Source organism: Acidobacteriota bacterium (assembly GCA_009691245.1).
Taxonomy (GTDB): Bacteria; Acidobacteriota; Terriglobia; order 2-12-FULL-54-10; family 2-12-FULL-54-10; genus SHUM01.
This window is the reverse complement of record SHUM01000014.1, coordinates 1-19227: the sequence shown is the minus strand read 5'-3', so window position 1 is coordinate 19227 and position 19227 is coordinate 1. Positions and strand designations below refer to the sequence as shown.

The window sequence follows — 19227 nt, the reverse complement described above, 5'->3', positions numbered from 1 at the left end:
TGGCGGTCGCGGCTCTGATCCCGGTTTACAATCGGCTATTCATGAATAAGCATTCCATCTCGCGGTTATCAATGTTTCGTTCCATGTTGTGCGGCGTTGCCGCCTATATCCTGATGATGGCCGGCCTGAACTCCATGGGGCTGGTCGGACCGGACGAGCCGCGCTACGCCGATGTGGCGCGCGGCATGCACACGAGCGGCGATTACATCACGCCGCGTCTCTTTGGCGAGTCCTGGTTCGAGAAACCACCACTCTATTACTGGCTGGCGGCTACGGCCTTTCATCTTGGCGTTAGTGAATTCGCCGCGCGCCTGCCTTCCGCTTTGTTTGCGCTGATGTTTCTAGGCGTCTGGTACTGGTTCGCCCGCCGTTTCCGTGGCGAGCGGGCGGCGCAATGGAGTTGCCTGATACTGGCCACCTCGCTCGGCTGGATCGGCTTTTCTCGCGCCGCCGCCATGGATATGCTACTCACAACCACGCTCTCGGCCTCGCTGGCATTCTTTGCCATTTGGTGGCTGGGAGATGCCGCAAATACGCCGTCGCAGCAAAATATCGCCCATCACCATGCCAAGCGCCCGACCTGGGCGCTCTATGCCTTTTACGCCATTCTGGCACTGGCAACGCTGGCCAAAGGCCCGCTGGCGGTGGGACTGGCGGGACTCGTAGTCCTGGCCTGCATACTGCATTGCCGGGACTGGCCATTGATCCGACAAATGCTGATCACGCCCGCCGTTGCGTTGTATGGCCTGATTGCTCTTCCGTGGTACGTGCTGTGCTACATGCAAAATGGCTGGCCGTTCATCGAAGAATTTTTCATCCGCCACAACCTTCAGCGGTTCACCTCGGGCGAGATCATTGGGCACCCGCAACCCGGGTGGTTCTACTTCTCCGTACTTCCTGCGGCGATCTATCCATGGACTCCACTACTGCTGATTGCCTCGCTTTGGGGGCTGGTGTTGGCCATTCGTGGCGGCGGGCGTTCCATAGGCAGCGATCCCAGGCTGGCCCTGCTGCTTTATTGGGTGGCGCTACCGTTTATCTTTTTTTCGTTGGCTGAAAACAAGCTACCCGGTTACTTGCTTCCACTCCTCCCGCCGCTAAGTCTTTTACTGGCTGGCACGCTGGTCGATTCAGATCACGGCGAATCATCCCCTCAGTCCGCCATGCCTGCGGCTTGGAGGAAAACGGCGGTCTCTTTAACTGCCGCCACCTTACTCCTCGTCCCCCTGTTCTCCTGGGTATTGCCGGAGACCTTGGCCACGGGCCTTACCGACGCAATTCAGCAGGCCGGCCACCTGGGCTGGTGGAGTTCCATCACCCATAGCGGTATCCCCCTGCAATTATGGGGTGTGGTGATTCTGTTGATTGCAGGAGCGATCGTGCTAGCGTGGCGTGGATTGCTTTTGGAAGCTGGGGGGACCATCGGTTTAGCGGTCTGCGCTTGCCTGCTTGGCTTGCTGATCTATCTCACACCGGTCGTCAATGGGATTGCCTCTGTCCGCAATGTCGCTGACCGTGCTGTCTCGCTGGGAATCGAGCCAACGCAAATGGGAGTCTTATACTTGCACCGCACTCAGGTCTATGGTCTTGGCTTTTATCTTGGAGGCGGACTCAAAGACTGGGACCCGGACAATCCCGCGGACAACTTCCCGTTCATCGCCGCACGGGATGATTTTCATGTGGATGAAATGAGGCCCGGCGCTCGATCACTGGCAATCTTTCCATTGCAACACCTTCGGTTGTGGGCTCTACCCGTGAGCGGCGCAGAAGCCCAACCCGCCTCGGCCGCCTTGCATAGGCAGCCCACGCGCGTGGGCACGCGTGTTGAAAGTGATGTATTCTAGATAAGATATACGTTAGTTCGCAGGCTCCCTATTGGACTTGGCGCGCAGCATCCAAACTCTTGAATCAGGACGAATTGCAGAGCAATGTTTCGTTTCAGCACAGCAGGTGAATCGCACGGCCGGGGATTAGTCGCGTGGGTCTCTGGACTGCCAGCGGGCGTGCCCATTGATCCCGCCTTCATCAACCGCGAGTTGCGTCGCCGCCAGGGCGGCTACGGACGCGGTGGTCGAATGAAAATTGAAACCGACAACGCCGAACTCCTTTCTGGCGTGCGGCGCAGCAAGTCCACAGGCGCTCCCATCGCCATGCTGATTGTCAATAAAGATTGGGAGAACTGGACAGAATCGCTTCCTGTGGAAGAGCAGGAAAACACGGCGGAGAAGTATCGCGGCTTGAATCCGCCGCGCCCCGGACACGCCGACCTGGCCGGATCGCTCAAATACAATTTGCATGAAGCCCGCTACATTCTGGAGCGGTCGAGCGCGAGAGAGAGCGCGGCGCGAGTGGCCGCCGGGGCGCTGGCCAAGCAGTTGCTCGCACAGTTCGGCATTGAAGTATTGAGCCACGTCATCGCCGTCGGCGATGTTCGTATTAAGGGCCAGCCGAGCTGGCAGCGGATACGCGAAGTCTGCGCGCAGGACGAAATCAATTTCAACTGCACCGAACCCGAAGCCGAGCAGGCCATGAAGCAAGCGGTGGATGACATTCTGCGCACCGGCGATACGCTTGGTGGAATCTTTGAAGTCGTCGCGCACAATGTTCCGCCCGGCATCGGCACGCACATCAACTGGGACGAGCGGCTGGATGGCCTGCTAGCGCAGGCGGTGATGTCGCTGCAGGCGGTGAAGGCCGTCGAGATCGGCACGGGCATCGAGAATGCACAGGCAGTAGGCTCGCTAGTTCATGATGAAATTGGCTATGACCGTGAGGTGGGACGATTCACGCGGCCCGAAAATCACGCTGGCGGACTCGAAGGCGGCATCTCCAACGGTGAAGACCTTGTCGTTCGCGGGTACCTGAAGCCCATCTCCACGCTGCGGCGACCGCTGCAATCGGTACACATGGAAACCAAGGAGATTGTGAAGGCGGCCTACGAGCGCTCCGACGTGTGCGTAGTGCCCGCCGCCGGTGTCGCCGCCGAGGCCATGGTCGCGTTGACGCTGGCGCGCTGTTTCCTGGAAAAGTTTGGCGGCGACTCTCTCGAAGAGACGCGGCGTAATTTTGACGGCTACCAGGCGCAACTGCGTGCTTTCTAAAAATCTCAATCGTAATGGCTAGTCGCAAGCATGACGGAAATTATTCTATTCATATCAGGATTGGTGGCGGGTTTCGCCGCTGCCTGGCTCGCCGCCGCGGCCCGCGTGAAAGACGCGCAGGCCCAAGCCGTGGAGCAAAAGCAGTCGCTGGATGCAGTTGTTCTAAGCAAAGAACAACAACTCGCCACGCTACAGCAGCAGGTCCGCGAGGAGGGTGAGAAGAAGGCCAGTGCGCAGGCTGACCTCCGAAATGCGCAAACAAAGATCGAGGAACAACGCCGCGACTTTCAGGAAGTTGAGAAGAAGTTGATCGACACATTCGACGCGCTGGCGCACAAGGCGCTGGCCAGCAACAACCAATCCTTTCTGGAGCTCGCGACCAATAAGCTACAGACACTCCAGACAGAAGCGAAGGGCGATCTGGACCTGCGCCAGCAGGCCATCGGCGGACTGATCCTGCCGTTGCAGGAAACGCTCACCCGCTACGAGCAGCAGATTGCGCAGATGGAGAAGCATCGTCAGGAAGCCTACGGCGGGTTGACCCAGCAACTCAGTTCATTGCAGAAAGTAACGGGGAGTCTCGACTCCGCGTTACGCACGCCACAGGCACGCGGAAGTTGGGGCGAACTGGCCCTGCGGCGAGTCGTGGAGATGGCGGGCATGTCTCCGTACTGCGACTTTACCGAGCAGGAGACGCTACAGGGTGAGTTGGGCCGGCTGCGTCCCGACATGATCGTGACCTTACCCGCGGGACGGCGCATCGCGCTCGACAGTAAAGTTCCGCTCAACGCTTTTCAGGATTCCGTTTCCGCGCCCAGCGAAACGGAGCGGGCTGCGCACCTGGCCCGTCATGCGAAACAGGTCCGCGAGCATATGAATAGTTTGGGCGCCAAGAGTTATTGGGAGACTCTCGACGCGGCCACCGATTTTGTCATCCTCTTCATGCCCGGTGAGTCATTGTTTTCCGCCGCTCTTGAGCAGGACCGAAATCTGATTGAATACGGCTGGGAGCGGAGAGTGCTGCTAGCCACGCCCACCAGCCTCATTGCCATGCTGCGCTCCATGGCGTACGGATGGCAGCAGGAAAAAATGGCGCAGAATGCTCAGCAGATTAGCGACCTCGGCAGGGAGCTTTACACCCGCATCGCCACATTCACCGAGCATATGGAAGACATGCGCAAGTCGCTAACCAAGGCAGTAGTCGGCTTTGATCGAGCGGCAGGATCGTTTGAATCTCGGGTGCTGGTACAGGCGAGAAGGCTCAAAGAGCTGGGCGGAACAGCAGGTCCGGATATCGAGCCGCTCGATCAGATTGGACGAACTCCTCGCCTACTGGATATCTCCAATGTAGCCGAGGAATCTTCCGATTCAGTATCTTCATCACAGCATGGCGACGTGGAACCCATGGTGGAACCCACCAGCCTTCGCGCGGCGGGCGCAAGCGAATCCGAGTAACAAAACATTTGCAGGGAATTATCTCAAACGGAGCGCAGAAAAAACTTCATGGTTCACCCAATCGTGAAATATGGGGCGGAGGTACTCAGTAAAGTTGCCGAGCCAATTACCGTCTACGACAAGCAGTTGCAGAAGCTCATCGAGGATATGTTCGATTCCATGTATGCGGCCAAGGGCGTGGGGCTGGCGGCGCCGCAAATTGGCGTCTCCAAGCACCTCGCGGTGATTGACATTACATTCGGCAAAGACCCCGATCAGAAAATCGTGCTGTGCAATCCAGTGATTATCGCCACGGAAGGTAAACAGACGGAGGAAGAAGGCTGCCTGAGCGTGCCGGATTTCCGCGAGAAACTCACGCGCCCCATGCGCGCCACGGTGCGCGCTCGCGATGCTAAGGGCAAGGAATTCACCATGACCGGCGAGGAACTACTCGCCCGCGCCTTCTGCCATGAGACAGATCATCTCAACGGCAGGCTCTATCTTTCGCATTTGAGTACACTCAAGCGCGAGTTGATTATTCGCAAGATCAAGAAGCTGACCAAGGCGGGCGAGTGGGCGTAGAGTCCCGTTTTACGCGATCACGCTTAAAGGCGCCGGACGGACTCCGTCCCTTCCACCAATGAAAATTGTCTTTGCCGGCTCCCCAAAATTCGCTATCCCCACGCTGCAACGGCTGGTCGCCGGCGGGCATGAGATGTCCGCCGTGTACACGCAGCCGGATCGCCCCGTGGGGCGCGAGCAGAAGCTGCATCCGCCTCCTGTGAAGGAGGCCGCGCTGCGGTTGGGATTGCGCGTCGAGCAACCGGAGCGCATCCGGCGCGACGAGCCGCGCGCCATTCTGGAAGGTCTGCAGCCGGACGTGATGATTGTGGTCGGCTACGGCCAGATTCTTCCGCCTTGGTTGCTGGAGCTGCCGCGATACGGCTGCATCAATCTGCACGCTTCTCTGTTGCCTGCATATAGAGGCGCCGCGCCCATTCAGTGGGCCATCGCCAATGGCGAAACCATCACCGGCAACACGACAATGCTCATGGACCCGGGCATGGATACCGGCCCCGCGCTACTGCAATGGGAGACGGCCATTGGTCCCGACGAGACGTCGCCCGAATTAGCGGAACGGATGAGCGTGGCGGGCGCAGACTTGATGATGGAAACGCTTGATGGCGTGGTGGCAGGCCGTCTGCATCCCCAGAGGCAGGACGACAGCCGCGCATCGAAAGCGCCGTTGCTCAAGAAGGAAGACGGCCTGATCGACTGGGCCTGGTCCGCCACAAGAATCTACAATCGGCTGCGCGGCTTTACACCGTGGCCGGGCATCTACACGGAATTTCGCAACAAGCGGCTGGTCATCACCTCCGCCAGGCCAGCAGTGCATGCCAATTCAGGCGCAGCGTTACCGGTGGGCACAATCGCCAATGGAACGGAAGGCGTCCTGGTTGCCTGTGGCGAGCAGACCATTCTTCAAGTCGTTGAAGTCCAGCTCGAAGGCCGCCGCCGCATGAGTGCGCGAGAATTCATGAATGGGGCGCAAATTACGCCGGGCGAACAGTTTGGCGCACCTGTCTAGCCTGAGATCAGTGCCATCGCAGGCGGTGCCTTGACAATCTCCCGCACTGGGCTTACTTTCAGAGGATGTACTCGACTTTGACTCACGGCGGAATTCGCATTGCCCGGTGCGCCTGTTGTTGTCGGTGTAACTAACCGACCGCACAGCCGATGAGCCAGACCTCTGAACTTCAATCAGCAAGAGACTTACCCGCAATCAGTCGCGCCATCAAGGATACGGTCGGCAGCAAACAGCTTGGTCGGTACGCGTCGAGCACGCAGGCAATGTTTTGACAATGGTTCGGCGGAACAGGAAGAGTTGGCTGGATTGGGCAAGATCATGGGAATAAAGAATCCGACGACAAGTCGCTGGACTCGTGTGATGGCCGTAATCATCATGCTCGCTTCGGCATCGAGCACGCACTCACAGACAACCTCGCAGGTAATCATTCGCGCGGCACATATGCCGAATATTACTCATGCCCAGGCGTTAATTGCGCAGGCCAACGGCGCGTACCAGAAGGCCCTCGGCAATAATGCGAAGATCGATTGGAAAATATTCAACGCCGGACCTTCCATCATCGAGGCGATCTTCGCGAGTCAGTTGGACATCGCCTACGTGGGCCCCAATCCGGCCATCTCAGGCTATGTACGATCGCAGGGGAAAGCGCTGCGCATTGTAGCCGGAGCTTTAAGTGGCGGCGCTTCGCTGATCGTTCGAGCGGATTCAGGAATACGCAGCCCTGAAGATTTTCGCGGCAAGCGGGTAGCCACGCCTCAGCTTGGGAATACGCAGGATGTGGCACTGCGTGCATGGCTGCTATCACATGACATGCAATCGTGGGAACGAGGCGGCGACGTTCGGGTCATGCCCATGGCGAATGCCGATCAATTGACGCTGTTTGCACGCAAGGAATTGGACGCGGCATGGGCACCCGAGCCATGGGCGACGCGTCTGATTCGCGAAGCGAATGGGAAACGATTCATCGACGAGCGCAGCTTGTGGCCGAATGGTCAATTTGCCACGACCGTGGTGATCGTTCGCGCTGAGTTCCTAAATCAACATCCGGAGTTGGTGCGAAGGTGGCTGCGGGCGCACGTTGCAATGACTGAATGGATGAAGTTAAATCTGGACGAGGCCAAGCGCGTTCTCAATCAGGAGATTCGGCGGGAGACGACAAAGGCTCTGCCCCTGGCTCTCCTTGATGAATCGCTCTCCCGACTTGAATTCACCGTTGATCCGTTGCGAGACCCAACCCTGAAATCAGCAAAGTCGGCTTTTGATCTGGGGCTTCTGGGGCGCCAGCAGATTAATTTAAATGGAATATACGACCTCACGCTATTGAATGAGATTCTGAAAGAACACGGAGAACCGGGGTTTCGCTAAGGATACGCGAATCCAGGCAGGCGGGTAATTTTTCAGGAAATCAGCGGGTTCACTGGTAGGATAATCGTTTCGCCCGCCAGCGCGGTTCATCGCGCTACCGATCATCGTTTATTTCAGCACTGCGGAGCAGCATAGATGTCGCAACCGTCGCAAACACCCTGGCTAAGAGAAAGTATGCTGCTGCTTGAGAATGTCTCGCGCTCCTACGCGGGTGAGACCGGAAGCACGCTGGCGCTGGACAAGATCAACTTGAATGTGAAGGAAGGCGAATTTCTCTGCGTCGTTGGACCATCGGGTTGCGGGAAATCCACACTGCTGAATATTATGGCTGGACTGGATCAGCCGACCTCTGGACAAATTTACACCAGTGGAAAACGGATTGACGGGCCGGTACATGGCACGATCCTGATCTTTCAGGACCTGGCCCTTTTCCCTTGGCTGAACGTGCGGCAGAACGTGGAATTCGGCATGCGCATGAAGGGCATCCCCGCGGCAGAACGCCGGGATCGTGCGCGGAGATTCCTCCAGCTCGTCCATCTCTCCAAGTTTGAAGAAAGCTATATCCACGAACTGTCTGGAGGGATGCGACAGCGTGTCGCGCTGGCCCGCGCGCTGGTGCTGGAACCCGCTGTTCTGCTGATGGACGAGCCGTTCGCGGCGCTGGACGCCCAGACGCGGGACCGCCTGCACGACGAGCTGGAGCGGGTTTGGCAGGAGACCAGGAGCACGATTATTTTTGTTACGCACAACATGCGCGAGGCCGTGCGGCTCGGGGACCGCGTGGTCCTGCTGACCTTCCGGCCCGGTCGCGTGAAGAGCGCCTTCTTCATTGAATTGCCGCGGCCCCGCCAACTCGAAGACCCAGAGCTGGCCGTGGTGGCTCGTAGATTAATGGCGCAGTTGCGCGAAGAGATCGACCGCTCGGTCAGGGAAGAGTATCACGATGATGAAAAAACTTAAGCAGATTCTCTTTTACATCGGTCTGGTCCTGTTCTGGCAGGCGATCGTCTGGGCGGAATTCTGGCCGACCTACCTGCTGCCGTCGCCGTATATGGTGCTGGAAGCGATGTGGTATGGCATACAAGACAACACCATTCCAGTGGCGATCGGCATCAGCATGAAGCGGATTCTCATTGGATATATCTTGTCAGTTGTTCTGGGAGTCGCCATGGGCTTCCTGATCGCCACCAATGAGTTCATGGAGTCAACCGTCGGCAAGCTGATCTTGGGCTTGCAGAGTCTACCGAGCATTTGCTGGCTGCCGCTGGCAGTGTTGTGGTTTGGGCTAAGTGAGAACGCGATCCTGTTCGTAACGGTAATGGGATCGGTGCTGGCCGTCTCCATCAGCACCGAGATCGGACTGCGCCACGTGCCGCACATTCTGCTTCAGGCTGGCAGGAATCTTGGGGCCACGGGGATGAATCAATTCACACATGTCCTGCTGCCAGCCAGCATGCCGCATTTGCTGGGTGGGCTGAAACAGGGTTGGGCCTTTGCCTGGCGCTCACTGATCTCCGGCGAAATGCTTTTCGTCTCGCTCGGCCTCGGCCACCTGCTCATGATGGGCCGCGACCTGAACGACATGAGTCAGGTAATCGCGGTGATGATCCTGATCATGCTGCTCGGCTACGCCATCGACCTGACCGTCTTCCAATGGATCGAACGGCGCATGCAGCGCCGCTGGGGCCTGGTCCGGGGATAGTGATGGAAGCCGCAAAGCAGTATTCTTTCATCTTCCCCCTAGACTAACGGGCGCTGAGCCGTCGGGAACCCATATTCCCATGCATGTAGCTTCGCAGCACTGCGTTGATGCGCGTCTGATAGCGCTTTTGCTTGCGGAGCCACTCCAGCAGATCGGCATCCAGGCGGATGGTGATGGTTTCCTTCGCCAGAGGCATTACCACTCGCGCGTTCTTCCAGAACTCCGCGTCAGTTGCTCGCGCCTCCGAATCGCCCGCGATCGCCCGGCGGACTTGGGTCTCGCTCCGGGACCGGACCCGCTTCCAATCGGTGGCCTGCTTAACCCCAGACTTAGCCCCGGTCTTAGCCGATGTTTTTCCAGTAAGCTTCTCTTTCATGTCGTTCAGCCCTCCAGGCCGAGATGATTCGCCGCCCGCCGTGAGGGGCGTCCGTGTAGATCACCGTGATCTCGAAGCCGTTTACCACTCCCACCGCGTAAACACGCACCTCGCCGTAATCAAACCGCGTGTCCACCTGCTCCAGCGTGGGCCCCTCGAATATCTTGACGGCATCCTCGAACCCAATGCCGTGCCGGACTACGTTCCGGCGATTCTTTTGGTGGTCCCAAACGTAGTCCATACATTTATATTGACATTATGTATTTACAATTTTAAAAGCGCAAGAGCAGCAAACTCACACCCTAGCGATCCCACTACCCGAAGAATTCACCCGAACAGTCCTTCAAAGATTTCGGCGTCATGGTGTTTTAGACGATCAGCGAATTCATTGACGTAAAACATATCCGGTGAAAATCGTTGAGCACGCACGCGAATCGAGAACTGTGGAATCTCCTTGTTGAGATCAAATAGGACCAGCCCGACTCCGAAGAGCATGCAGAGGGATTCCAACCGACTCTGATCCTCCTCTGTCAAGGTCGTCGGCATCGCAATGTAAGTCTTCGTCGAAAACAATCTGTAAGCAACAGCTTGGCCGAAAGCCACAACCGGCGCTAGTGGATCAATTTTGATTTCAGCAGAAACGATCTCGATAGGAAACTTGATCAGGTTGCTGGCGAGCGGCTTGTAAACACCGACTACATCGGGCGTTCCCCATTTTTACTTTAAGCCGGCCCCACCAAGCGACCTAACTTCGGTGACTTCATCCAAATCGTTCTTGAGCCATAGGGCGAAAGGCTCGTAAAAATCGGTTTCCCTTACCTTGATCCCGGTCCCCGCCACTTGCTCAGCACTCCCAAGTGCGGCGATGTCGTTTCCTGATCTGGCAACCGGCACGTAGAGACCGCGGCTGGGCTTGGATATCTCATCGGTAAATAAAGTGTCCAGGTTATATACTGCACCACCTATCGTGCTCCTTGGGGTTTCCGGAGACTGCGGTGAAATATTGTCGTTTATTAAGACGCTATATCGAATACCTCCCGGGTTCTCGGCGATGATGGTTCGTGCCAGATTCCGAATCTGCTGAACATTGAGTTTTGCCATAGGCGCAATGATAAGCTGCAAACGACGACAGGACAAGTTCCATAGGCAACGACGTCAAACTTGCAATGTTTGTCATCTAGACCGGGATGCCGAAGACGGGGCCGACGAGCAGGTAGACCATCGCGGCTACTAGCAGAACGCCCATTAAGTCGAGGGCGAGGCCGGTCTTGGCCATTTGCGGAGCGGGAATCCAGCCGCTGCTGTAGACGATGGCGTTCGGAGGCGTGGCCACGGGCAGCATGAATCCGTAGGAGGCGGCGATGGTGCCGGCGATCATGATGAGGTAGGGATGCAGGCCCACCTGTCCCGCGGTGGCGGCGAGAATGGGCATGGCCATGACGGCGGTGGCGGTGTTCGAGGCGATCTCGGAGAGAAATGTAACGCCGAGGCAAACAATCAGAACAATCAGAAATGGCGGGATGCCCGCGAGTTTACCGAAGATGGTCCCGAGCCATGCCGACAGGCCCGTCGCCTCCATGCCGGCGGCCAGCGCGAATCCGCCACCAAATAGGAATAGCACGCCCCACGGGACTCCTTTGCGGATCGTGTCCCAATCGATCAGGTATACTCGTTCCGGTTTTCCGCCGTTTTCCCCGCCCTTCATTTTTGATGACGGAATCAGGCAAAGCAAAATGCCGGCGGCCATGGCCACGGTGGCGTCATGCAGGAAGGCGCGCTTGGCGAACAGTTGCGACCATCCGGGAATCGTGAACGATCCAAGATTGAGCGGCGAGCGGAAGATCCACAGCAGCGCCATGAATGCCCACACAACCAGCAGGAGCATCTCCTCGCGAGTGATGCGGCCCATTTTGCGCAGCTCGTCTTCGATCACATGCTGGCCGCTGCGAAACTTGATCTGGCTCAGCGGCACGGGCGAGCTATAGCGGCACAGATAGAACCAGCAGATCGGCAAAAAGATGATCACGACGGGGACGCCGATGGCCATCCATTTCAGGAATTGAATCTCCGGCCCACCGGGAACCAGTTTGGTAGCCGCGCCGGCAAAGACAAGATTGGTGGGCGTGCCGATCAGCGTGCCGATGCCGCCCAGGCTGGAGGCATAGGCGATACTCAACATCAGCACCGAGCCGAAATTATCGAGTATACGGCGATCAGGCGGCTGCCCTTCTTCGCCCGCCAGTTGCAGCACCACGGCGATGCCGATGGGAAACATCATCATGGCGCAGGCGGTGTTGGACATCCACATGGACAGGAATGCGGTGGCGATCATGAAGCCCAGCACGAGTTTCGTCGGCTCCGTCCCCACCATGCGAATGGTATGCAGCGCGATGCGCCGGTGTAGATTCCACTTCTGTATGGCCAGCGCGACCACAAAGCCACCGAAGTAAAGGAAGATAACGTGGTCAGTGTAATAGGGCGCGACTTTTTCGCTGGGAAGTATTCCAAGAACGGGGAACAGGACCAGCGGGAGCAGCGAGGTGATGGCCATCTCGACGGCTTCGGTAATCCACCAGACAGCCATCAGCAGCACCACCGCCGCGGTGCGCTTGGCCTCAAGGGACATTCCTTCGGGAGCGGGGTAAATCAATGCGCCGGCAAACAGCATCGGCCCCAATATGAGTCCAATGGTTCTAAGCGAAGAGGGTGCGGATTGTTCTTCTGACAATGGGGATCACCATGCAACGGGAGATTAAACAACCCGCACATTATAGACTGCTTAAGATAGATTCGTTGCGAAAGAATGCGTGGCCGAAAATAATCCGGCCACGCGCCACCCAAGATTTACTGCCCAATAGGAATGGTTACCTGATTGCTCAACCTGCCCCCGAGGGGAGCATTCGCCGGGATTCGCGCATTCACCTGATTCAAGCCTACAAAACCAGGCGCCGCGCCCGCGTAGTCAACTACGGCAGAAATCCCGCTTCCCCCGATTCCGCCAATCGTCAATGTCGCCGTTGCGGCGGATGGATTGCCCCCTGCAGGGGCACCCGTCTCCAGAGGAGAACTCAGCGCTCCCAGGCCTGTTAAGTAGAAAATGACTACTTCATTCAGGCGTGCCGGATTCTCCGCGGTAACAGGCGTTGCGCCATCGGAGTGCAATACCACCGCGGGTCCAGAGCCTGCTTGGTTAAGTGTAAAGAAACCCGGAGCCGTGGGCGCGACATTAATCGTCCGGGGCGCGCTGGATTGACCAGAGACCGTTACCACCAGCGACGCCGTGGTCTGCCCTGCGACCTCGAAGGGGATTTGAACGGCGACCTGCGCCCTAGGCGATGATTTCAGAACTCTGCCGGTTGGCAATTTCGTCGTCGATGTTGCCTTGTGGAATCAGCTTTCATTGGGCTAAGTCTGCTGTTTCTAAGCAGCTTCGCCTGATTCAAGAATGGGTGTGCCTACCGAAAAACTCCGTCTGCGGTGAAAAGCGAATGTTGATCGAGAAGCCGTCTCATGAATAGTCAGGGGTGCCTCAGGCGGATGGCGTCTCTTACCATCGGAGCAGGGTCGCGCCACCGGTTGTGGCGATGAAGAAATCGATCTCAGGAAAGACCCAGAAGGAAGCAGTTTTTGAAAAGGCCAGTTCGGAGCCGACCACCCTATCGGAGAACAATTGTGCTCGGTTAGACCGAAATTCGTGTATATTTTCACTCGTGGGAAGACCAAGAGATTAATTCCGGTGGAGCGCGTGTGGTCAACGTGGACAATCCCAAAGAATTCAATCAGGCAGAATTGGATTTCTTCGGAAAGTAGCAAGTGGAATTGACTGCGGCAGGAGTCGCATGGCAAAAGTATTTCCGGAACGGAGGGACCCGCTCATGTATTGGCGACAATTTTGCTGGGTCGCATTGGCAATTGTCGCGCTGAGTTTCCTTGCGCTGGGCTGGCCGCAGCAAAACCAAACAAGCAAGGTGCTGGTTCTCAAAGGCGCGACGTTGATCGACGGAACCGGCCAGCCACCGGTTCCCGACGCCGTGATCGTCATCGAGGGTGACAAAGTACGAGCCGCTGGAGAAAAGCAAACCCGTTACCCCGCCGACGCCGCGGTCGTGGAGCTCGCCGGTAAGTTCGTCATTCCCGGATTCGTGGATAGTCACGTGCATTATCAGCGCTGGCTCGGCGAGTTACTGCTCAATCACGGCGTAACGACAGTAGTCTCCATGCAGGCCCGAGATGTCTACGGAGATGCCTATTACCGGGAATCGCAAAGGTCAGATAATCGCGTTCCCCGGCTTTACGATTCTGGCGGCTCCCTTTCCTTATCGCCTGCGATGACCAGGGAACAGGTCCGCACTAATGTTCGGGAGTGGATGAAGAGGGAACCAGAGTTCGCCAAGCTGCCGGTGTATAACGAACAAATCAGGCAGCCGTACCAATGGATGGCGGAGGAGATACATGAGGCCGGTTTCGCCATCATTGGACACGCGGAGAATTGCCGGGACGCTGCTGCGGCGGGATTGGACATCCTGGAACATTTGTGGGGATGCGCGGTGTCCCTGATGACCCCAGAGGAGGCCGAAAACTTCCGCGAAGGCCAGTACCTGCATTGGGGCCTATTTTTGAAGGGCGGCGCGCGCATGGACTCGTTGATTCAGGAAGTGATTCGGCACGGAACAGCTTATATCAATCCGACGCTGCTCTACGAATTTGGCTCGCAAGCGAACATGGCTGCGCAGTTCGAGACGGACTCTTACAACATCTACCGCAACCCGGCTCTGATGACATACTACCCGAAGAATCTAGCCGACGGCCTCTTAAGCAAATTCCGAACCACGCGAAGTTTTTCCACTAAGTACGGAGCACAGGTTCTGGTCGCCCGCTTGAGCGACGAGGAGGTGAAGCAGTCGAAGGAGGCCTACCACTTGGCCGGCGCCTTTGTGAAGCGGTGGGTGGCGCTGGGAGGAAAAGTGATGGGCGGCGTGGACACGCCTTCGATCGGCACCGCCGGACTTGCTGTGCATCTGGAACTGGCCATGCTAGTCGAAAGTGGTCTGACGCCGATGCAGGCACTGCAGTCGTTCGGGCTTTGGGGAGCCGAGATGATCACGGCGCGAAGGAAGCCGGCCACCCGCCCGCTGGTGGGCGTGCTCGCGGAGGGCAGTTATGCCGATCTGCTCGTTCTGTCCGCCAATCCCTTGCAGGACATCGCCAACGCCCGCGTCATCGAACGCGTAATGAAGGGCGGGGAGTTCATCTCCTTGGGATATACCGCGCACTATACCTCGGCGCCGGCCAACCTGGTTCGGCCCACTCCGTTTATCCAGGAGCCGGAAATCAGCGCAATCATGCCTCATCGGGTAGCCGAGGGGATCGCGGAATTTGAATTGGTCGTGGATGGCGAAGGCTTTCTTCCCGACTCCGTGGTGCGGGTGGACGGTGTTGCGGTGCCCACAACCTTTCTAGATATTCGCACCCTAAAGGCGAAAATACCGGCCAGCGTCGCCGCGCAGGCCACGCCGAACCGCTTCGTGCTGGGCACCAATCCGGAACAGCGCGTCGGAGTTTATGGCGATCGTACCGTGAAGATTACGGTGCTGACCGCTCCACCGGACGGAGGGGTCTCCAACAGCGTTTCCCTTAAGGTAGTCTCCAAGTGGCTGGCGGAAAAAACCAGCCGCTGAGCCGGAGGAGTGCGCCGGCATGTCCTGCGGAAAATCAATTTCAGTTTAGAGTTCGGTTCCGGCCAAAGGAGGTAAATCCTGCTGCGTCGCTACGCTTGAATATTCCTATCGGGGCTTACGATTCAGCTAGCAGCTCTCGATGTGGTAGAAGAGAAAGAGGCCGCCCCGCTTCCTGAGTGCCCCGGCGATTTCAGCGGCTTCTTAACAATACTTGGTTGCGGAAATACCACCCACCTTGCCCGCATTCAGAATGCGATCTTGAGCGCCAACTGGATTTGCCGCGCCGTGTTAACGGTGTCATCGATTCGTGCCGCCGTGGGGCTCGGGAAAGGCGCTGTCGCGCTGGTCTGAATCACTCCCCGGGGAGTCAGGTAGTTCGGATGGTTCAGGAGGTTGAAGAATTCCGTCCGGAATTCTATGCTCCGACGCTCACTAAAAGAAATGAGCTTCACCAATCCAAAATCCAGATTGGCAAATCCCGGTCCGCTGATCGTGCCGACTCCGGCGTTCCCCAAAAATCCTCGCGGCTGCAGTTCGAATGAACTGGCATCAAAATACTTGTCAGGCCCTCCCAGAACCGGGTTATTGTTTGCCCCTGCTTTCAAATTCGGACGGGAAGAGCCGGCGTTGGTGAGCCCGGTTTCAACCCGGTTATAACCCAGGACGGGCGTAAAGGGCTTGCCGGAAGAACTCCGCAGGATTCCGTTCACTTGCCAGCCATCCAGCAGGTGTTTTGGGATGCTGCTCTGAAAACCGGTTTTAGGAAGTTCATAAAGAAAATTGACTACCAGGTTGTTCCGTACATCCAGCGGACTCGGGCCGCGTCTCTCCTTGTGATCAAATGGATCCTGCGAGCCCGGATCGGCCGATCCGGGAGCACCCGTGCTATCCCAGCGGTCCGGGCCTTCATCAATCAATTTCGAGAAAGTGTAGGAGAGTCCCATTTGCAGGCCGCGCTGCAGGCGCTGACTGAGATTCATTTGCAGGGAGTTGAAGAAGGACTGCCCATCCGAGTACGACCGGCTATCAGACTGAAGGTTGGGGTTGAGCAGAGTCAGGCTGCCGTTAGGACAAGAGGGGTTGCCTCCCGTGAAATTGTAACACTTGCGACCGTCTGTCAAGATCGTCGGCGCCTTGATATTAACCGACCGTATCGCCGCCAGATGATTTCCCCGAGAGCCCACATAAGAAACCGTCAGTGATGTTGCCGCCATGATCTGGTGTTGCACGGTGAAGTTTTGCTGTAACAGATAGGGCGGGTCTATATCGTAATTTCCGGACTGTAAACTGGGCCGCAGACTTGCCGGGTCAACCGTTCGGTAAACACTCAGGAACGGCGGATTATTAGCAGTCACAAGATTAAAGAGAGGAGGCTGGCGCAGTCCCAGAGTGCCCCAATACGGAGAACGAAGATACTGCTGGTATACGCCAAAACCGGCCCGCACGGCTGTCTTTCCATCCCCGCGCACATTCCAGGCAAAGCCAATCCGGGGCTGGATATTCCACATCTGCGAGGTGCTCTTGTAAAGCGGACCCTGAGTCGGAAAGAGATCCGATGCCGTGCGAAAAGCCCACAAGCGATTATGCTTCTCTGTCGGGACTTTGGCCATCTCGTACCGCAAGCCCAGGTTCAAAACCAGGTTGGGCCGCACCTGGTATTTATCGTCCACGTATCCAGCAATCATCCACTGGACATAACTTCGAAAGGTATCCGCGCCCTCCGGATTCATGCCCTGGAAAGACTGTGGCCTGGCCGTCAAGAAAGATTCGAGGTTTGCAAACGAGTAAACCCCATAGGTATTGGTGGGGAGATACCAGTTGTTCCCGAATTTTCCGACGCGGCCACCGAATCGGAGTTGATGAGAGCGCTGCGTGGTCAGGACATCTTCCATCACTTGGTAGAAGTTCGTGATGTAGTCGCGCGTGGGATCCCCTCCTAGGGTGCCCAGCACGCCGCCTGTTACTGAAAGCGTAGATTGCTCTCCAAACGAGTGACCGGGAGTAAAGTCAAACCGGCTTGGAAGATTACTAAACGTAATCGGACTCGTTTCCTGGGCATGGCTGCGGTTCCAGCCGAGCCGGAATGTGTTAATCCAGGTCGGCGAATAAACATGACTGTGTTCCACGGTGGCATACTGCCACCGTATTTTTGACGTATTCACGGCGGTTGAAGTGAGATTGGGAGACGATACCTTCGAGTTGTCGAAGGTGTAGCGGACGAAAGCGCTGTTGGACTCCGAGAATCGATGGTCCACACGAGACATCCAATAATTTTCGTCCGTGGGCTGGCTGAACACATTGAAGAACTCGCCGGTCCCGAGGCTGGGGAATCGTTGTCCGTTGATCGGTTGGTACAGATTCATGAAAGGCGCGATATCGGCATGGACACCCACATTATTATATCCGCTGACATTTCCCTGCGAGTCCACAATAGGAATCAACCCCCTCCGTGCGTTTTCATCAGGCACGGGAATGGTGGTGGACTTCCCCAATCGCTCCTTCAACAACTCGATCGACCCAAAATAGAATGTTTTGTCTTTCGCAACAGGCCCGCCGAGAGCGAATCCGAATTGGTTCCGCTTGAAGCCGGGCTGGAGGGTCCGGTTTCGATTGTTTACCCATTCGTTGGAGTCCATCGCGCTGTTGCGGAGAAATTCGAAGAGCGCGCCATGAATGTCATTGGTACCCGACTGTGTGATGGCATTCACAACCGCCCCGCCCTGGCTCGGGTATGCCGCGCTATAGCTGGTCGTCAGGACCGAGAACTCCCGGATCGCCTCCACGCCCAAAGCCTGGCCCGAGACCCCTCCGGGTGCTTGTCCCATGTGGTCCCCTATCTCGGTCCCATCCACGAGATAAGCGTTGGAAGTAGGCCTGGATCCATTGACTGAAATCCTCTTCCCGGTTCCCCGGCCTATGTTCCCGCCTCCCTTTCGGTCGGCCTCCACCGCCCCCATTTGCAGGGTCACTAGTTGGGTGTAGTCCCGCCCATTCAAGGGCAGGGCGCGAATCTGACGATCATCGACCAGCGCCGACACGGAAGAAGTCGTAGTTTCCACCATGGGAGCTTCACTGGTAATCGTCACCGTTTCTGCAACCGCCCCTACATGAAGTCCCAGATCAATCACGGCTTCCTGGCCCACCGTCAGTTTGATGCCTTTTTGGAGAGAGGTCTGAAATCCGGTCGCTTCCGCCTTGACATCATATGAACCCACGGGCAGTTGCCGCAGGTGATAGGCGCCTCTGGCATCGGTCTCAATCGTTCGAGTGAATCCCGTTTCCACGTTGGTACCGGTTACCAATGCTCCTGGAACAACCGCTCCGGTGTCATCCGTTAAGGTGCCAGAAATCGTTCCAGACGTAACCTGTGCCGATGCGCACCCGCAGCAGAGAAACAGGAAAACGAATCCGGTCCTCAAAGCCTCCCGCAGCTTCATAGTTCGCCTCCAAGGTTAAAAGTTTTCTAGACTGGGAGCAATATATTGCGTCCCTATGGCAATGTCAATATTGTTGAGTCCCGGGTAGTGCCTCAGCTTGAAATTCTTTTCTTGTAAGGTCCGCGTACTCCCGGCTTCGGCGCGGGGCGCATCTGCAATTATTGATTTTGACCGGGCAGAGATTGAATGAAGCCGCGCACATGAAGTGGGGGCAGGTAGACGCGGCGGCGCGCATGTGGACATTGCCGAAGGAAGCGACGAAGGCGAAGCGGATTCACGATGTGCCGTTAAGCGCGGCAGCGATGAAGCTATTGACTGGCCTGCCACGCTTCACCGCTGGGGATTATGTTTTCACGACGCGCTCGGGCCTAATGCCCATCAACGGATTCAGCAAGATTGACCTGCCCGGCGATTTCGATACCAGCCGAAGTGAGAGAGAATCTCATGAAGGAGGTATTTGAATATGCCGATGCAGAGGTACAAACCAGAGCAGATCGTAACGGTGTTGCGGCAGGTTGAAGTGGCGGTGGCCAGCGGGAAGACAAC

The 19227-nt window shown here is 57.1% G+C and carries 16 protein-coding genes; 10 read left to right on the top strand and 6 right to left on the bottom strand.

The annotated features are described in order from the left end of the window. The first annotated feature begins 41 nt into the window (after positions 1 to 41). The 8 genes from EXQ56_05185 (at position 42) to EXQ56_05150 (ending at position 9190) form a co-directional block, all read left to right on the top strand. A complete protein-coding gene (locus EXQ56_05185) occupies positions 42 to 1844 on the top strand; it encodes a glycosyltransferase family 39 protein (GenBank protein MSO19849.1) in 1803 nt (600 codons plus the stop codon). 84 nt (positions 1845 to 1928) lie between these two features. Then, the gene (locus tag EXQ56_05180) at positions 1929 to 3101 is read left to right on the top strand and encodes a chorismate synthase (GenBank protein MSO19848.1); all 1173 of its coding nucleotides are present in this window, start codon (positions 1929 to 1931) and stop codon (positions 3099 to 3101) included. Between the two features lie 30 nt (positions 3102 to 3131). Then, a complete protein-coding gene (locus EXQ56_05175; protein ID MSO19847.1) occupies positions 3132 to 4556 on the top strand; it encodes a DNA recombination protein RmuC in 1425 nt (474 codons plus the stop codon). Positions 4557 to 4604: 48 nt separating this feature from the next. After that, complete coding sequence (gene def, locus EXQ56_05170) at positions 4605 to 5117, top strand: peptide deformylase (GenBank protein ID MSO19846.1); 513 nt, start codon at positions 4605 to 4607, stop codon at positions 5115 to 5117. Between the two features lie 58 nt (positions 5118 to 5175). Continuing rightward, positions 5176 to 6123: a methionyl-tRNA formyltransferase gene (locus tag EXQ56_05165; protein ID MSO19845.1), complete on the top strand. Its 948-nt coding sequence runs from the start codon at positions 5176 to 5178 to the stop codon at positions 6121 to 6123. Positions 6124 to 6483: 360 nt separating this feature from the next. Continuing rightward, positions 6484 to 7488 carry an ABC transporter substrate-binding protein gene (locus EXQ56_05160; protein ID MSO19844.1) on the top strand — a complete coding sequence of 335 codons (1005 nt, stop codon included), beginning with the start codon at positions 6484 to 6486 and terminating at the stop codon, positions 7486 to 7488. A 135-nt stretch (positions 7489 to 7623) separates the two neighbouring features. After that, a complete protein-coding gene (locus EXQ56_05155) occupies positions 7624 to 8448 on the top strand; it encodes an ABC transporter ATP-binding protein (protein MSO19843.1) in 825 nt (274 codons plus the stop codon). Next, positions 8432 to 9190 carry an ABC transporter permease gene (locus EXQ56_05150; GenBank protein ID MSO19842.1) on the top strand — a complete coding sequence of 253 codons (759 nt, stop codon included), beginning with the start codon at positions 8432 to 8434 and terminating at the stop codon, positions 9188 to 9190. Before EXQ56_05155 ends, EXQ56_05150 begins: the two co-directional genes overlap by 17 nt. 43 nt (positions 9191 to 9233) lie before the next feature. Here EXQ56_05150 and EXQ56_05145 read toward each other — a convergent pair whose 3' ends face one another. From EXQ56_05145 to EXQ56_05125, 5 genes are all read right to left on the bottom strand, one after another. Beyond that, complete coding sequence (locus EXQ56_05145; GenBank protein ID MSO19841.1) at positions 9234 to 9566, bottom strand: 3-oxoacyl-ACP synthase; 333 nt, start codon at positions 9564 to 9566, stop codon at positions 9234 to 9236. After that, positions 9532 to 9807, bottom strand: coding sequence for a BrnT family toxin (locus EXQ56_05140; protein ID MSO19840.1), 276 nt, complete (start codon positions 9805 to 9807; stop codon positions 9532 to 9534). Before EXQ56_05140 ends, EXQ56_05145 begins: the two co-directional genes overlap by 35 nt. Positions 9808 to 10283: 476 nt before the next feature. Continuing rightward, a complete protein-coding gene (locus EXQ56_05135) occupies positions 10284 to 10667 on the bottom strand; it encodes a hypothetical protein (GenBank protein ID MSO19839.1) in 384 nt (127 codons plus the stop codon). Positions 10668 to 10743: 76 nt separating this feature from the next. Continuing rightward, complete coding sequence (locus tag EXQ56_05130) at positions 10744 to 12234, bottom strand: SLC13/DASS family transporter (protein ID MSO19838.1); 1491 nt, start codon at positions 12232 to 12234, stop codon at positions 10744 to 10746. 176 nt (positions 12235 to 12410) lie between these two features. Then, on the bottom strand, positions 12411 to 12929 hold the full coding sequence (locus EXQ56_05125) for a hypothetical protein (GenBank protein ID MSO19837.1): 519 nt from the start codon (positions 12927 to 12929) through the stop codon (positions 12411 to 12413). Between the two features lie 512 nt (positions 12930 to 13441). Between EXQ56_05125 and EXQ56_05120 the strand changes: the two genes are divergently transcribed. Continuing rightward, positions 13442 to 15244 (top strand): hypothetical protein, encoded by a 1803-nt coding sequence (locus EXQ56_05120; protein MSO19836.1) that lies wholly within the window; start codon positions 13442 to 13444, stop codon positions 15242 to 15244. 245 nt (positions 15245 to 15489) lie between these two features. On the opposite strand, the gene EXQ56_05115 is transcribed toward EXQ56_05120, so the two are convergent. Further along, entirely contained in the window at positions 15490 to 18681 is a 3192-nt protein-coding gene (locus EXQ56_05115) for a TonB-dependent receptor (GenBank protein ID MSO19835.1), read from the bottom strand. Between the two features lie 152 nt (positions 18682 to 18833). Between EXQ56_05115 and EXQ56_05110 the strand changes: the two genes are divergently transcribed. Continuing rightward, positions 18834 to 19142, top strand: a complete 309-nt coding sequence (locus tag EXQ56_05110; GenBank protein ID MSO19834.1) for a hypothetical protein — start codon at positions 18834 to 18836, stop codon at positions 19140 to 19142. The last annotated feature ends 85 nt before the right edge of the window (positions 19143 to 19227 follow it).

What these genes read in the sequence shown, in the direction of transcription:
- EXQ56_05175 (MSO19847.1), top strand. Translation starts at nt 3,132, where the DNA reads ATGACGGAAATTATTCTATTCATATCAGGATTGGTGGCGGGTTTCGCC.
- EXQ56_05145 (MSO19841.1), bottom strand. Translation starts at nt 9,566, where the DNA reads ATGAAAGAGAAGCTTACTGGAAAAACATCGGCTAAGACCGGGGCTAAG.
- EXQ56_05130 (MSO19838.1), bottom strand. Translation starts at nt 12,234, where the DNA reads ATGCTGTTTGCCGGCGCATTGATTTACCCCGCTCCCGAAGGAATGTCC.
- EXQ56_05185 (MSO19849.1), top strand. Translation starts at nt 42, where the DNA reads ATGAATAAGCATTCCATCTCGCGGTTATCAATGTTTCGTTCCATGTTG.
- EXQ56_05155 (MSO19843.1), top strand. Translation starts at nt 7,624, where the DNA reads ATGTCGCAACCGTCGCAAACACCCTGGCTAAGAGAAAGTATGCTGCTG.
- EXQ56_05140 (MSO19840.1), bottom strand. Translation starts at nt 9,807, where the DNA reads ATGGACTACGTTTGGGACCACCAAAAGAATCGCCGGAACGTAGTCCGG.
- EXQ56_05120 (MSO19836.1), top strand. Translation starts at nt 13,442, where the DNA reads ATGTATTGGCGACAATTTTGCTGGGTCGCATTGGCAATTGTCGCGCTG.
- EXQ56_05165 (MSO19845.1), top strand. Translation starts at nt 5,176, where the DNA reads ATGAAAATTGTCTTTGCCGGCTCCCCAAAATTCGCTATCCCCACGCTG.
- EXQ56_05180 (MSO19848.1), top strand. Translation starts at nt 1,929, where the DNA reads ATGTTTCGTTTCAGCACAGCAGGTGAATCGCACGGCCGGGGATTAGTC.
- EXQ56_05115 (MSO19835.1), bottom strand. Translation starts at nt 18,681, where the DNA reads ATGAAGCTGCGGGAGGCTTTGAGGACCGGATTCGTTTTCCTGTTTCTC.
- EXQ56_05160 (MSO19844.1), top strand. Translation starts at nt 6,484, where the DNA reads ATGGCCGTAATCATCATGCTCGCTTCGGCATCGAGCACGCACTCACAG.
- EXQ56_05135 (MSO19839.1), bottom strand. Translation starts at nt 10,667, where the DNA reads ATGGCAAAACTCAATGTTCAGCAGATTCGGAATCTGGCACGAACCATC.
- EXQ56_05150 (MSO19842.1), top strand. Translation starts at nt 8,432, where the DNA reads ATGATGAAAAAACTTAAGCAGATTCTCTTTTACATCGGTCTGGTCCTG.
- def (MSO19846.1), top strand. Translation starts at nt 4,605, where the DNA reads ATGGTTCACCCAATCGTGAAATATGGGGCGGAGGTACTCAGTAAAGTT.